The organism is Bacteroidia bacterium (assembly GCA_020852255.1).
Lineage (GTDB): Bacteria > Bacteroidota > Bacteroidia > JADZBD01 > JADZBD01 > JADZBD01.
On sequence record JADZBD010000002.1, the window covers coordinates 478,468 to 494,561 of the forward strand.

The window sequence follows — 16,094 nt, forward strand, 5'->3', positions numbered from 1 at the left end:
TTCTTTGTTATTTGTCGGGCAAATGTAAACTTTTTTTACAAAGTAAACCTAAGAGCAATTCCGGCATTTGTATTGGAGGAATTGTAACTGGTAGAGATCACGGGTCGGGTGATCAGCTGGTCGTAGAACAGACGGATATTCAGGCGCTCGGAAATTACGTAATCCGCCGAGGTTTTCACGGATAATACCAGCTGACCTGCCGTAGGCTGGGTTACATTTTCCACTATTTTTCTGAGAACGGTTACGTTTCTGCGGATGGATAGGTCCGCCTTGAGATTCAGGTCGCTTTTCAATGTCCGCTTCTTTGAATCCGTCTTGGACTTCTTCTTTTTCTTTCCGAACTGAATCTTCACATCCGGTATGCGGTAACCGGCTCCAATCACATATTCCTGACCGAAAATCTCCGTGACTTGTGAGCTGGTCAGACTGAGTGCAATGTTTCGGTCCTTTTTGATCTCAAAATTCGCTGTAATCTTATTATTCATCGTTACGTCCACCTTGATCAGCGGTGAGAACTGTTCACTCAGGGTTATGGTGCTGATTTGTTCAGGGAGTATGAAATCGCCGGCGCTGTTGAAGGCATTGGGCAACCCCGTATTCGGATCCTCCGTGTAGTTCAGGTTCTGTACGTAGGAGAAGCTGTACGTAGAACGGTAGGCATGTGAAAGTGTAACGGTTTTAAACAGCTTTTGCAGGGCCTTTACCTTCGAAAGGCCATCGTAGGTGATCCGCCAGTTGGGCTTTGGAATAGTAGGGAACACATTACGGCTGACTCCACCCGCATTATATCCTCCGTATCCCGCCAGAAAGGAGAACATCATCACCTGCTGCGAGGTGGCTCCGTATCCGTTGTAAAACCCGTTCGTTACCCCGGTGCTGTTTCCGTAGTCGCCTGCCAGGAGAGCCGACATCTCAGCGCGCATGTTTTTAAATTGAGTGAACGGGTCGTAGGAGAAATCCTTCTTCCCTAATTTTGAAAAAGCCGTACGCCAGGAAAGGAATGACATGGAAAAGTTACCTGCATGCGCTACATTTCGCTCCTCGAACATATCATCCAGCGGATCAAAAACATAGAACATGGTCCGGTTCTTTGAATAATTCCTGTTGGCCGTGAATTCAATTTTAAAATTATTAATTGGTTCAACGTTTACCCTGCCGTTATAGTTAAGCGTATAGTTATTCAGGTATGCGGTATTATGATTCGCCGTAGTCATTAAGCCGGCTGAAGAAAGTTCTGTGTGAATATCGGGGTTCTGTCCGCCGAGTACAAAACCCAGCCCGGGCGAAAATGATTCCTGGTAAGGGGTCGTGGAAGCCATCCCGAAAAAGTTGGTGTTTTGCGTATATCCCGGAAGCGTTGTTCCCTGGTTATTTGTAACGGAGAATGATGCGTTACGAACCATCATCAGCGTACGGGCCAGGTAATCAAGAATCGTGATCTCGTTTTGATCTTTTTCCTTCTTTTTTGTAGTGTCTGCATTGGCCTTCGGCGGGGTCTTACCTCCCTTCCCGGTAGTGGGCTGCTGGGCATTTTTCTTCTGGAATTTAGCGTTAACCTTTTTGAAGTACTTCACCTTATTATAGAAGTTTACCATATTCATCTGGGTGTTCAGCGTCTTACCTTGTGTGTTCTGCAACACTCTTCCGAGGGTATCCGCTGCAAACATTGGCCGTTCCCAGTTGAAAGAAGCAGAATATCCGGCATTCGCAGTGATCCAGTCGAAAATTGGAATTTTATTAATCGGAATGGTATAGTCCACCCGTGCCGTTTGATTGAAGGTTGTAGTAGTTCCGCCCCGCTTGATTTCGTTGCGTATAGTGTCTTTCTCCTGCTCATTATCAATCTTTCCGTCAGGTTCTCTGATCTGCCCGGTATTGGTAGCGGAGTACTGCAATTTCAGGCCTTTGGTTATATCCCACCGCAGATCATAGGTCCGAAGTATACTAAAGCGCTTTTGGAAAGCCGTATCAATAGTCAGGTACTCTCCTGTGATATCCCTCAGCAGTCGTTCGGAGTAGTACCTGTTTACGTCCATGACAAAAGCGAAGCTGCTGGGATACAGATTAAGATTGAACTCCCGTAACAGCGTCAGGTGCTTTGACCGGAATAACTTTTTCTTTTCGAGTGGTTTCCACGGTTTGGGCTGCGTATTAAAGTTATAGGTTATCCCACCCCGGTAATCTCTGGACAGATAATGCGCCACACTGTAATTGTGCTGGAAAATTTCGGAATAGGACAGGTTAAGGGCCAGATTTTCCACATCATAGAAGTGTGTTTTCTTCTTGTCCTTCCCGCGTTCCTTTTTCACATTCGTGAGATTAATGCTCTTTCTACGGGTATAATCCTGTGCCGAATTGCGAATGGAATCCTTATATGCGTCGGAAAATTCGGTATTGCTGTACACGTTGCTTAGTTCAATGTCAGGATCGTAAGGATTAAACTGCGGATTGATCCGGGTTTCAGAGAATCCATAATAGAGCGGCACACGGATATTCCATCCGGTCGGGAAAAACTTACCCAATTCCACCTGGGTAATGATATCGTATGACAGTACTGTCTCCTTTTTGCGCTCACTCACTTTCTTTTCAAGGCTGCCCCATCCCGGCGTGCTGATGTTTCCCGCCAGAGTAATACTTCCCAGATCAGCCAGTTTGGCGGTAATGCGTCCGGTTGCCGCCCAGCCCCCAATCTCATCAAAATCAGTCAATCGCAGCTCATTCACCCATACTTCTGTACACTTACTGAGGCCATCGTCGCCATCGCCGGCAATCTTCTTCTTATTTCGCACACCAATCATTATGGTTTTGATTGTGCTGAGGTTGGGATTACCTTTCACGCGGATGAAACGGGTATTACCCTGCTCGTCCTGTATGGTCACCAGGTATTCAGTAGTAAGTGAAACGCCACTGGTGCTGATGGCCATTTTTGAATTGCGCTCCTGTTTGGCCGATTGCAGATCCGCGAAATTCATGATCAGATCGTTTTCAAATCTCCACACTCTCCGTTTATCGTCATCGCTGGTATTGCTGTAATATCCCGGAGCAGTTACATAGAGCGGAATTTCGTATTCGTAGTAATTCGATGTATAATCGGTTCCCAGACGGACAAAAAGAGTAACATCTCCGTCATTCAGTACTTCGTTATTGGGACCGGCCTCCGCGTGAACAAACATTTTCATTTTTTTGTAGGACCGTACATCCAGGCTTACATTCTTGTAACAGGCCCGGGAATCTCCGTCCTTCAGGCAGCAGGTGCGCAGCGCCAGTGCCTGTTCGTTCAGTTTTACCAGATTCGCCGTGGTAATATCTGTTTCCTGCTCAATATCCGGAGGCAGCACATAGTTCACCGGTTGTTTGCTTCCGTTTTCTTCATAGTTTACTCCTGAAATATCGAAGGTAGTACAGCCGTTGTCATTGGGCTGATAATCACCGGGTGCGAGAAGATCATATGCATACTTTCTCCATTCACCCCTCACGAGATCCAGTTTGGCGAAGCGCATCACCATCGGCGTTTGGAAACCCTTCATGTACATCCTGAAGAAACGAATGGATTTAAAATCTTCTATATTACCCACTTTCTGAAATTGGGACAGTGGAATCTTAAACTGATACCAGTACACCACCTTCGTTTGACCATTCGGTGCCGGAGCAGACGACTGGTAAACATTGGTAATATAATTGTTCCCCACATTGTTTGGATTAATATCCGTGGGATTTACCCGGATGCGGTACTGATAATAGCTCTCCGTTTCGTTCAGGTTGTTATCACGGTTAACATCTTCCGTATTGGGGATCGTGGTAGACGACTGGGTATATCCGTTGTCACCGCTTTCCACCGGTGAGTTACCCTCCATTCCGTTATAATATTTGTAGCGGCGGATGATGTCGTATTGCAGGTCATCATAATCTCCCCTGTAGTGGTGATAATAATCGTGGGAGACATCACCATTTTCACCTGTTGCATCCACCATGTTCTGGTAGGCTGTTGAAGACGTTCCATAAACGGCAGCAATCCGTCCCAGGTACCAGTCAAAAAAGTTTGTTTCGTTATTGGAACCACCCAGCGGATCGGTATCGGCCAGTCCGTCTAATCCGATATCCTGCCCCCGTCTTCCGTCATTGGTATTGTCAAAGGCGTTCACGATCGAAGTGGTCGTTGGAATATTTCCCCAGCTGGTCTGAATAGTGGGAAGTGTTGTATTGTTCGGGTTGGGAAGACCGTTCTCAAAACTCTTTCGTCCGTCCTTCAGAATATCCTCCGATACATTTCCGATATTAATGTACAGATCCCCGCTGTTGTTCATTACATTATAGCTGGGGAAAATCTCGGTGTAATCCGTCGGGGTTCCGTTCGCATCGCGTACGAAAGGATCCATCAGCCAGAACTGAATATACTCCACATTCGCTGCCTCAAAATCATTTGTTTCTATCTTTCGCATGATACCGGCCCAGCGCGAAGCGGGATCCTTTAACTTCCCGTTAATGTCCAGTCCGGAGGCCAGAAAAGTACTATCCACATTGTAGTTATAAGGTCCTGGTTCCTGCGGATAAAAACTGAGGTCCAGTGTTGGAATGTTGATGGGCTGTCCGGTAGGCGACTGTTTATTCGGGAACAGCTCGGTTTCCAGAATTTCGCGTGTGAGGTTATTCGACTGCTGATTGGTATTGGTTACCACCTGTGTTGTACGGAGGAGAATGGGATCTATCACATACCACGACAGAAGCGCACGGTTCATGCCGGGCGATGTGCCGGTGTCGGCTGCTTCCGGGAAAAGAGTAGGTTGCAGCTGGGGTACCGATGCCAGGGTCCATGCACCCACCGACTTAATATCAATGTTAGTTTGGCTTCCTTCAAAATCATCGATGTACGAATTACCATCCTTGCCAATCGCCTTGGAATGTCCGGGGAATAACTTGGCTCCTTCAAACGAGGTGGTAATGGTGGAAATTTCCTTCGTGGCGTAAAGTGGCAGCTTATCCACCAGGCGGGTTAGCCAAGGAGCTTCGGTCCGGTAATTTCCGTCGATTCCCACCACATTATTCTTAATGGGTTCATCCCCGATATTCACCTTTTGTGTGAGCGGCTTCTCATTCAAACGAACGTGTGTAAAACCAAGATTGAAATCGCGGCTTACGCGGTAATCTATCCGAGTACCGATCATTGTTTTACTCTGAATGGAGAAAAGCGAATTACTTTCCAATGAGATCTTGATCGGAGTTCCCGACTGCAGAATTCCCTCATTGATGATTTTGACCTTTCCCAGGGCATAATCCACAGTATAATCCTGATTCTCGATAAGAGGCACTCCTCCGGCAGTAACCATAACGGATCCCTGCGGTACATTGGCCGCATTCAGTGAAATCTCTGACCCGGAGGCAGACTTATAGGAACCTCTTATCAGAAAACGGTTTTTATCAGGAAACTGCTGTGCCGCAGTCTTAGACGAATCATACAGCTGATCGTAGGCATACTTATTTTCGATCACCACCAGGTTCACATTGCCGGTCGGATTGATTTGTTTGCGCAGGTAATCGCCAAATGGCTCCACGGCGGGAAGGTACACCCTTCCGTTACTGGCGTTAATGGTAATTTTATCCAGGAAATCGAACATGCCGTCCGGCGTATTATTCATGGAGGTATTCATATTATCCAGGTTCAGCACCTGTATAAGCTGTTGCCCGCTGATACCAAGATTATTTTCCGGAAGCACGTTCACATAGGTACCGGAACTGGGATTGTTGTACAGTACATCCAGCTTGAAATCCTGTGCCTTTACCTGATAAGCACCAATGGCATAAACGTTCTTCATCATCAGATCCCACATCAGGGTATCGCGGCGTGTAGATACGTTAGTACTTTTCAAAAGCTTCACCAGAATGCAGGAAGAATCGGCAACCCCGTCGGTAGAGAATTCTCCCACCTGAAAAACATCTCCGTTCACGGTATACTGAAAAGCCACAGCCAGAACCTGGTCAGGGTTCAGTTGGGTGTTCAGTGAAATGAAGCCCAGCTTCTCATTCACGTAATACTCTGATGGAGTAAGCTTTCGGGCCGAAATCACCTTTTCAAAATCCCGCACCGCCTCAAAAACGGGTAGAAAGTTCAGTGGGCTTGTTAAAAAACCTGCGACCTGGTTTTTATCACGGACCTGCGGGTAGGTTACCGGGAATACCGAAGGGTTCAATCCGTTATTCGAGTTGCCCGGTGTGGTATTCGGCAGCGCAACCGGCCCCAGGTTTCCAATCACAAGAGGGGATGTCAGATTAGAGTCCTCCTCCCCCAAATCAGTAAACGCAATGAGGTGCCTTGTATCGGTAATGCTGCTGGTGGTATTGGTAATCCACACCTCTACCTTATTTACATTGATATTGGAAGCCACACCCGGCAAGGTAGCCAGAGCAGACTCGTAATGGTCTCTGAACCACTGGGAGAGAAAATAATGTTTGTTGGCTTCGTAATTGTCGCCGTTGACTTCAAAGTTACTGGTCTGGGCTCCCCCGGTAATCTCAATTTCGCTTTTCTTTCCTTTTTGCTGCGAAAAAACATTGGTCACAGTTACTTTCCCGAACTGAAGCTGTGTTTTAATACCGAAGAGGGAAGTACTTCCGGTAATCAGTGTGCCCGAGAGCGGAAGACTTACGTTTCCTGCCTCGATCTTCTTGATGATATCATCCTCAAAACCGGTGAATTCCAGTTTCATCTGATTTTCATAATCGAAGGTCGCTTCGGTGTTATACGAGGTTGTCAGTTTCAGTTTTTCTCCGATTTTACCGATCACGTTCAGCTGAATCTTCTCGTTAAAGTCAAAGGTGGTCAGTCGGCGCTGCTTTTCCGGGATAGAAGGGTTATCTGTTTTCGAAATATTTACGCCAAATGTCAACTCCGCGCTTCCCTGTGGGCGGATATCTACCGTGTTCCCGCCGAAAATATCCTGAAATACTTGTCCCTTCACATGGAGTTTTGGATTGAATCCCTTCTTTCCGTTTTGGGAATTCAATTCATCCGCATGCGTCTTTTGCTTCCAGTATTCTTTCAGGTGCTGCTCTTTCTGCCAGTTCATGTACTCATCCACAGTCATGTAAGAAGGCGGACGGTAATCGATGGAACCCATTTTCTGTTCCACGATGTACATGTTGGAATCGGGATCAAAGGTGACGATGGTTTTTATATTGGATGGGTCATTCAGGAAGAGCGGACTCTCATCCCTGTACATTGGATCACTGTTGCTTTGATCTGTGAACGGGTACGGCAGGTCAATGGTTTTAACCGAGTCTGTATCCGAGGCCAAAACAAGCCGGTCAGGGTTAAATTCCGAAACGGACAGATGGCCGGGTTCAAGTGTAACGCTGGAGGCGAAAATCAAAGCGGCAAAGCCCGCCGCGAAGGGGGCTGTAACCGAATAGAGTTTTCCGCTTTTGTGGCCTGCCATAGGATCTACAAGAACTTAAGTGCTTCTTTGATCAGTTGTTCCGCCGGCCGGTCGGAAGGATCAGATTTAATAACTTTTTCAAGGGCCTTTTCACCAGCAGCCCGGGTAAATCCCAGCGCGGTCAAGGCACTTAACGCCTCCTCACGGGTTTTATTGTGAGCCGTAAGGAAATTTACCGGAGCACCGGTTTTGCCTACTTTATTCTTCAGATCCACAATGATTCTCTGAGCTGATTTTTCACCAATCCCTTTCACCGATTTAAAAAGAGAAACGTTACCTGCAGCGATTCCTCCGGCAATCTCCTCCGGTGACAAAGACGAAAGGATCATTCGGGCGGTTGCTGCTCCCACCCCGGAAACTGAAATAAGCATTCGGAACATATCCCGTTCTCCTGTATCGAAGAATCCGTAAAGAACATGCGCATCTTCCCTGACCGCCAGGTATGCATAAAGTTTACATTCTTTAGAAATGCCCAGTTTTGCCGATGTTGAAAGGGAAATATTCAAATGAAATGCCACTCCATTACAATCCACCACACAATGTGTAGGGGTTTTCTCCACCAATTTTCCCTGGAAATATTCGTACATATCAGCGGTGATGGGCTTGAGCGTCTATAACGGCAATGGTAACCATGTTCACAATTTCACGCACCGCACTTCCCAGCTGCAGAACATGCACCGGCTTTTTTAACCCGAGCAGAATGGGTCCGATGGCTTCCGCGCCTCCCATGGTTTGCATGAGTTTGTAAGCAATATTCCCCGAAGCAAGATTGGGGAATATCAGGGTATTTACTTTCTTATCTACCAGTTCCGAGAACGGAAAAACCTCCTTGAGCAGTTCGTTGTTCATGGCGATATTAGCCTGAATATCCCCGTCAACGATCATTCCAGGATAATCCCGGTGCAGAATGGCAACGGCTTCGCGCACTTTGTCGGGCACGGGTCCTTCGCTGGAACCGAAATTGGAATAAGAAAGCATGGCGATGCGGGGAACGATATTGAACCTGCGCACCGACTGGGCAGTGAGTACGGTAATATCCACAAGGTCCTGCACCGTAGGATCCACATTCATGGTAGTGTCAGCAAAAAAGAAGGGCCCTTGTTTGTTATTCAGTATGTACATACCCGCGCAGCGCCGCACACCATCCTGAACACCAATGCATTGCAGGGCAGGTCGGATCGGATCAGCATATTTCCGGGTAAGTCCTGAGATCATCGCATCCGCGTCACCGGTTTCAACCATCATGGCGCCGAAGTAGTTTCTTTCCCGCATGATCTGACGGGCTTCATAGAGTGTGAAACCTCTGCGTTTGCGCTTATTGAAGAATTGTTCTCCGAAGGAATTTCTTCGTTCTTCCTCCCCCGGATCTCTGGAATCAATTATAGGTACATCCTGAAGATCAAGGTGATTTTCCTCAATCATCTTCCGGATCTTGCTTACATCTCCCAGCAGAATGGGGCGCGCTATCCCTTCGTCCTTGACCTGCTGTGCTGCTTTAAGGATCTTGTAGTGATCCGCCTCAGTGAATACCACCCGTTTGGGATTCTGACGGGCCTTATTGGTGATGAAGCGGATCAGTTTGTTATCGAGGCCGAGTCTGTTTACCAATTCGTTCTTATAGGTCTCCCAGTCGGCGATGCCTGAGCGAGATACACCGGAATCAATTGCTGCTTTGGCCACCGCCGGAGCCACCGTGGCGATCAGCCGCGGGTCAATAGGTTTTGGAATGATATAATCCCGCCCGAAGACCAGATTTCTGGAATGATAGGCCGAGTTCACGCTTTCCGGTACGGGCTCCTTTGCCAGCTGGGCAATAGCATACACGGCAGCAAGCTTCATTTCCTCGTTGATACATGTGGCACGCACATCCAGCGCACCGCGAAAAATATAAGGGAACCCCAGCACATTGTTAACCTGGTTGGGATGATCCGAACGCCCGGTGGCAATGATCACATCTTCCCGCGAAGCAACGGCATCTTCATAAGGAATTTCCGGGTCAGGATTGGCCAGCGCGAACACGATAGCGTTCTTCGCCATGCTTTGGATCATTTTCTGGGTAACCACATTTCCCTTGGAAAGGCCAAGGAACACATCAGCACCTTTCATTGCTCCGGCGAGATCCGTAATCTTTTTATCAATTGTTCGTGCGAAGAATTTTTTATTCTGATCCAAATCGCTGCGGTCAGTGGTCAGAGGTCCTTTGCTGTCCAGCATCAGGATATTTTCCTTTTTCGCGCCGAGAGCCAGGTAGAGTTTCGCACATGAAATAGCGGAAGCGCCGGCGCCGTTCACTACAATCTTCACTTTACTCACATCCTTTCCGGATACCTCACAGGCGTTGAGTAAAGCGGCCGAAGAGATGATGGCTGTTCCGTGTTGATCGTCGTGCATCAGCGGAATAGTCAGTTCCTCCTTCAGGCGTCTTTCTATTTCAAAACATTCCGGGGCTTTGATGTCCTCCAGGTTGATTCCTCCGAATGTTGGCGCGATCGCCTTCACCGTCTGGATGAACACCTCAGGATCCAGTGCATCAATCTCAATATCGAACACGTCAATATCCGCGTAGATCTTGAAGAGCATTCCTTTTCCTTCCATCACCGGTTTGGAAGCCATTGGTCCTATATTGCCGAGTCCGAGCACTGCCGTTCCATTAGAAATCACTGCCACCAGGTTCCCTTTTGCTGTGTACTTATAAACGTCATCCGGATTCTTCTCGATTTCGAGACAGGGTTCAGCAACACCTGGCGAATAGGCCAATGTCAGGTCGCGCTGCGAGGAGTGGGGTTTGGTAGGAATCACTTCGATCTTACCCTTCCTGCCCTGGGAATGGTAGTCCAGGGCGTCCTGCTTTCTGAGTTTGGCCATCTTTTTAAGTTGAGAAAGAGGACAATAGCCCCCTCTCCTTTTTTAAGGTAAAGGCGAATATACTAAAAAAGAAGGGGTCCCCGTTTTCAATTTTAGGAGCTTCATTTTAAACACTTTAGCATTGTTTTTGGTCAACAATTTTCCTACTTTGCGTCACCTAAAATTATGGATCGGAACGTTAAAAAACTGGTGGTCTTCACCGGAGCCGGAGTGAGTGAGGAAAGCGGACTTAAAACCTTTCGCGACAGCGGGGGCTTGTGGGAGGAATACAATGTGATGGATGTGGCAACCCCGGAAGCCTGGGAGAAGAATCCGGCGCTTGTGCTTGAGTTTTACAATAAGCGCCGCAGGCAGATTCTTGAAGCGCGTCCGAACCGTGCGCACAATGTGATCGCGTCGCTCCAGGATCACTTTGATGTGCAGGTAATCACACAAAATATAGACAACCTGCATGAACGTGCCGGATCAAAACATGTACTTCATCTACATGGTGAGATCACCAAAAGCCGGAGTTCCGCGGATCCCAAATTGATTTACAGTTTGCGTAATGACGAGTTGAAGATGGGACAGCTATGCGAGAAAGGTTCACAGCTCCGTCCGCACATCGTATGGTTTGGAGAGATTGTTCCCAACATCGAAGAAGCGCAGCGATTATCGAGCCTGGCGGATATTTTTGTGATAGTAGGCACCTCGCTGAATGTATATCCCGCGGCCGGGCTTGTGGATTACGCTCCCTATGATGTTCCGAAATTTGTGGTAGATCCTAATCACACGCGTGCTGAACTTATTCCTAATCTGGAGATCATTCGTGCAAAGGCCGGGGAAGGAATGGAACAACTGCTGAAGGAACTCATGCAGCTGAAATAAAGCCCAATTCATCAGAGCCCGGAATATCCCGTTTTGTACTATCTTTAGTCTACTGAACGTCCCCGTTCAAATAAAAGTGCCATGCATCGGCGAATACTCTTTGCAGCATTCCCCTTTTTACTTTTCCCGCAATTCTTTTTTGCCGGAGATCCGCCGATCGCACAGGATATTACCCCGCTGTGTATCTCGCCGGAAGCGCAGGTAGACCTGGATATCGGAAACGTGCGTTCGCGGATCCTTAATGGAGGGGATATGTGGTGGGATCTGAGCAATGCAGGGTATGAGGTACCGAAAGGAACAGGAGATCATAGCCTCTTTGCCGGAACGTTGTGGTTTGGCGGCATTGATGCCAGCGGGCAGCTTCATACAGCATGCATGACCTACCGCCAGGGCGGAAACGACTTCTGGCCAGGACCGATGGACACTGTGAATGTGATTGCTTACGATTCACTTTGTGAAGCATACGATTATATCTGGAAAGTGAATCGATGGGAAGTGGAAGAGTTCATTGTGCGGCGGAATGAGTCTGGTTACATTATTCCTAACGACATCGCGTCCTGGCCAGGAAATGGCAGAACCTACCGGGGTGAACCCAACTACCTGGCGCCATTCACTGACGTAAACGGCGACGGTAAGTATTTCGCTGCAGATGGTGATTATCCGGGATTTGACCTTTCAGGAAACAATATCTGCAACAAGATACCTGGAGATCAGTGCTTATGGTGGATAATCAACGACAGAGGAAACAGTCACGAAGAAACCAACGGATTAAGCTTAGGAATCGAGATACATTGCATGGCGTACGCCTTTCAATCCTCTGGCGAAGAGCTGGCCAACGCAACTTTCTACCAATACAAACTGATAAATCGTTCTGCAGATGAGTTCAATAATTTCTGGTGGGGACAATACGCAGATGTGGACCTGGGTGATTATTCGGACGACTTCGTAGGTTGCGACGTGAAAAGAGGCTTAGGATATGCCTACAACGGTGACCCTGCTGACGGGAATGGAGGACCAGGGAGTTACGGTAATTACCCACCCGCCATTGGCGTAGACTTTCTTCAAGGTCCTCTGGCAGATGCTTTTGATGGCCTGGATAATGACCAGGACAGTATGTTAGACGAACCGGGTGAGCGATTTAAAATGAGCCGGTTTGTATACTATAACGGCGACTGGTCCTCCCAGGGAAATCCAAACAACGCGATCAACTTTTATACTTACCTGCAGGGAGTCTGGATGGATGGCGTACCTATCACCTACGGCGGCAATGGTTATAATGAGCCAGGTCCGGTTTGTCACTACATGTTCCCCGGAACCTCCGACCCCTACGGCTGGGGAACCGGCGGAGTTCCCATGCCATCCTGGACAGAAACTACTGTAGGCAACACACCATCAGATCGTCGCTTTCTAATGACTATGGGTCCAATGACGCTTGAGCCTGGCGAAGTCATGGAGTCTACGATTGGTGTGCCATGGGCTCAGGATTCTTCCGGGAATAATCTGACATCTGTCAATAAACTACAATTTGCGTCTGACATTGTGCAGGCAGCTTTTGACTCTTGCTTTATCTTCCCCTGCACTTCCCCACTGGCTCAGCTTAGTGAGCAGCATTTCGGGTTGACCTATATGTTTGCGGCATTTAGCAACGGTGATAGTTTCAGCTGGGATTTTGGAGATAACAGCGGGTCTGGCCAGAAATTTCCAACGCACATTTATACTGAAGAAGGGCGATATACCGTATGCCTTACTGTTACTAATTCCTGTGGAAGCAGTAGCACTTGTTTAGTAATTGATGTGGAAGAAGCAGGGCATCTATGCGGTCCCGAACTCACACGCATTGAAGGAAAAGGGAACAGCGGCTACGGAACTGATATCACCGAAAAAACGGAACAGGATATCCTATCCAGCAATGACCACCGTGTGCTCTTTCCAACCTACAAGGGTGCCAAAGGACCAGTGCGTGTAATAGTAAAGGACTTCGAACATCTTGTGAATGGAGATTATATTTTAAAATTTGATTCCGTTCATACAAGTTCCGGATGGAAAATGTATCGGCAGGGTAGTTTGGACACCGTGTTCTCTGATTCTGTGATTAGCATTAAAACCCGTCAAATGATCTCCCAATGGGGATTAGAAGTAACTGTGGACCATAAGCCTGAACCCGGTGATCCGGGAAGCGTGAACCTCGGCTTCGTTGAAGCAAACATGATCTTTACAGACCCTGGCAAAAAATGGCTGAAAGGACTGGCAGATAAAGATGGACAAAGCGACAGAAACTGGATTCGATCAGGTTTCCGGAATGACCAAACCAACAATGTATGTATGGCTCAATTCGATGATTACATCGGTTTGGATCCCGGAGAGATCTATGAAACGGTAATGGGCGGAATGTGGGCACCTTATCGACTCACCGGTTCATCCCAAGCTGTTTTTTCTCCCTTTTGCTATAGTGGAGGGCCCTGTTGGGACAAGATGTTCGCATCAATGGCGAATCTTAATAAGTTATCCAATGTTGACCTGGTGATAACCGCTGACAAAAGTAAGTGGACTCGTTGCTGCGTTCTGGAAACCTGCGATGATCCGATGGTGGTAGAGCCACATCCCACAAACACGCTGATGAACGCCCGGAAGTTGGATCTGCGCACTGCCCAAAGCGTGGATAAGAGCGGAAATACCGGCGATGGCTGGCCTACCAATGACCCGAGCGATGCTGATTTTATCAGTCCTACGGGCATGTCATGGTTCCCGGGGTATGCCATTGACCTTGAGACCGGAGAAAGACTCAACATTGCCTTTGGTGAAAATTCGTGGCTGGCCGGACATAACGGAAGAGATATGTTGTGGAATCCAACTGCGACCGAGATTCTTCAACCAGGCACAGTACCCGTTTTCGGGGGCATGCATTACATCTACATTTTTGGACATAATTCTGATGACACAAATTTTATTCCCCGTTACGACTATGGAAAAAAGATTCGTGTGCTCCTTAATGCCACAGCGCCTAACACTCCTGTCAACACCGTGAAGCGGAATGTTTTTCGCGACGCCATGTGGGTCAATATTCCTCTTCTTGAGCCCGGGCGATCCATTTTTGAAACAGATGTACGTATCCGGCTACGTGTTATGAAACCCTTTATGGCTTACCCCACCACTGCAAATCCTCAAAACCGGAATTACCCGATGTACTCATTCACCATTAATAGTGATGCTTATCAGGATTGCTATGACTATACCGGTCCAACGATACTCTACCCTAATCCCTTTAGCGATGAGGCCCTGCTTGAATTTGAAAACAATGAAAGTCATCCGGCTCATCTGAAAATCTATGACGTAAAGGGACGGCTGGTGCGCATATACAAAAGTATCAGAAACGATCGCATTGTAATCCGCCGTGAGTCACTGGCAGACGGAGTATACTTCTATGAACTGCATATTTCGGGTGAGAAACCTCAAACCGGAAAATTCATTCTCACAGATTGATTCACTATCACTTGCTGAGAAACCCTCCCACCACCTCCTCCGCTTCCCTAAAAGCAGCGGAGAGATCGGAATTATTAAGTATGAAGTCGAATTGCGGAGCGGTTTCCAGCTCCATCCGCGCCTTGCCCAGGCGCCTTGCAATGCTTTCCTCCGTTTCAGTTTCGCGTTTGCGCAATCGCTCTTCCAGGGCATCAATGGAAGGTGGCATTACGAACACGGCGAGCGCCTTTTTACCGTATTGCTTCTTGAGATTCAAACCGCCTTTTACATCCACATCGAAGATGACATGCCTGCCCAGCCGCCATATCCGTTCTACCTCTTTCTTCAGCGTTCCATAGAAATTATCTCTGTAAACTTCTTCCCACTCCACAAATTCTTCACTGGCAATCCGCTTTTTGAAATCCGCTATCGATAAAAAGTAATAATCCACTCCTTCTGTCTCATCCGGTCGCTTTCCGCGGCTGGTGGCCGAAACGGAGAATTCCAGCTTTTCAGGGAATAGATGCAGCAAGTGATGAACAATAGTGGTTTTACCTGCGCCGCTCGGTGCGGAAAATATGATCAGCTTCCCGTTCAAAGGATATTATTGATCTGTTCTTTGATCTTTTCCAGTTCATCCTTCATGAGTACCACGAGCTTCTGAATGAGGGCATCATTTGCTTTTGAACCAATGGTATTGATCTCCCGGCCCAGCTCCTGTGATATAAAACCCAGCTTACGTCCGTTCCCCTTCTCCCGCATAGTGGAGGTAAAATAGTCGCAGTGGGTTTTTAATCTCACCTTCTCTTCGGTAATATCCAGCTTCTCCATGTAGTAGATCAGCTCCGCTTCAAACCGGTTCGTATCAAACTGACCCTTTAACTCTGCCACCGACTGCCTCAACCTGTCCTTTATCCTGACCACTCGCATTTCATCCATTTTCTCAATTTCCTTCAGATTTTTCCGGATAAGATCAATACGGCGCTCCAGTTCCTTTTGCAGGGATTTCCCTTCATCGGTTCTGAATTTGCTTAACCCCTCCAGCGCCTTAACCAGTCCCGCCTTCACCTGCTTCCATTCTTTGTCTTCCAGCTCCGCCTTTTCCGTCTTCAATACTTCGGGCAAGCGCAGAACATGAGCTAAAAGATCACCTTCCGGTGCTTTGAGTTCCCTGGCCAGTGATTTTAATCCAGTATAATATGTTTTCACCAGCTTCCGGTCTATCCCCGGCAGCCCTGCTTCCGGACCCTGCTCCACGTAAACTGAAACATCTATTTTACCTCTTTCCAGAGCTCCGCTTACCAGGGTGCGAATTTCGTTTTCATAGGGCCGAACCAGGCCGGAGAGGCGCAGGTTCAGGTCCAACTGTTTTGAATTGAGGGACCGGACTTCAATATTCACCTGTTTACCCTTCAAATTCACGGTGGCTTTCCCAAAGCCCGTCATGGATTGCATCATAAACAAATGTAAGGA

At 47.7% G+C, this 16,094-nt stretch carries 7 protein-coding genes; 2 read left to right on the plus strand and 5 right to left on the minus strand.

Features of this window, described 5'->3' with window-relative positions; all coding sequences use genetic code 11:
- Positions 1-35: 35 nt before the first annotated feature.
- Genes sprA through IT233_02850 form a run of 3 tightly spaced genes read right to left on the minus strand, consistent with a single transcriptional unit; the run spans position 36 to position 10,295 of the window.
- Positions 36-7,430, minus strand: a complete 7,395-nt coding sequence (sprA, locus tag IT233_02840; protein MCC7301556.1) for a cell surface protein SprA — start codon at positions 7,428-7,430, stop codon at positions 36-38.
- A gap of 5 nt (positions 7,431-7,435) precedes the next feature.
- On the minus strand, positions 7,436-8,017 hold the full coding sequence (gene ruvA, locus IT233_02845) for a Holliday junction branch migration protein RuvA (GenBank protein ID MCC7301557.1): 582 nt from the start codon (positions 8,015-8,017) through the stop codon (positions 7,436-7,438).
- A gap of 1 nt (position 8,018) precedes the next feature.
- Entirely contained in the window at positions 8,019-10,295 is a 2,277-nt protein-coding gene (locus tag IT233_02850; protein MCC7301558.1) for an NADP-dependent malic enzyme, read from the minus strand.
- Positions 10,296-10,460: 165 nt separating this feature from the next.
- Between IT233_02850 and IT233_02855 the strand changes: the two genes are divergently transcribed.
- Positions 10,461-11,162 carry an NAD-dependent deacylase gene (locus tag IT233_02855; GenBank protein ID MCC7301559.1) on the plus strand — a complete coding sequence of 234 codons (702 nt, stop codon included), beginning with the start codon at positions 10,461-10,463 and terminating at the stop codon, positions 11,160-11,162.
- Positions 11,163-11,243: 81 nt separating this feature from the next.
- Entirely contained in the window at positions 11,244-14,642 is a 3,399-nt protein-coding gene (locus IT233_02860) for a T9SS type A sorting domain-containing protein (protein MCC7301560.1), read from the plus strand.
- A 7-nt stretch (positions 14,643-14,649) separates the two neighbouring features.
- Here the strand turns inward: IT233_02860 and gmk are convergent, their stop codons facing one another.
- Together gmk and IT233_02870 are read right to left on the minus strand one after the other, a co-directional pair.
- Positions 14,650-15,219, minus strand: coding sequence for a guanylate kinase (gene gmk, locus IT233_02865; GenBank protein ID MCC7301561.1), 570 nt, complete (start codon positions 15,217-15,219; stop codon positions 14,650-14,652).
- The gene (locus IT233_02870; protein MCC7301562.1) at positions 15,216-16,079 is read right to left on the minus strand and encodes a YicC family protein; all 864 of its coding nucleotides are present in this window, start codon (positions 16,077-16,079) and stop codon (positions 15,216-15,218) included. The genes gmk and IT233_02870 overlap by 4 nt, the downstream gene beginning before the upstream one ends.
- Between the last annotated feature and the right edge of the window lie 15 nt (positions 16,080-16,094).

Coding starts and splice junctions, on each gene's coding strand:
- IT233_02860 (MCC7301560.1), top strand. CDS start 11,244: ATGCATCGGCGAATACTCTTTGCAGCATTCCCCTTTTTACTTTTCCCG.
- sprA (MCC7301556.1), bottom strand. CDS start 7,430: ATGGCAGGCCACAAAAGCGGAAAACTCTATTCGGTTACAGCCCCCTTC.
- ruvA (MCC7301557.1), bottom strand. CDS start 8,017: ATGTACGAATATTTCCAGGGAAAATTGGTGGAGAAAACCCCTACACAT.
- IT233_02850 (MCC7301558.1), bottom strand. CDS start 10,295: ATGGCCAAACTCAGAAAGCAGGACGCCCTGGACTACCATTCCCAGGGC.
- IT233_02870 (MCC7301562.1), bottom strand. CDS start 16,079: ATGATGCAATCCATGACGGGCTTTGGGAAAGCCACCGTGAATTTGAAG.
- IT233_02855 (MCC7301559.1), top strand. CDS start 10,461: ATGGATCGGAACGTTAAAAAACTGGTGGTCTTCACCGGAGCCGGAGTG.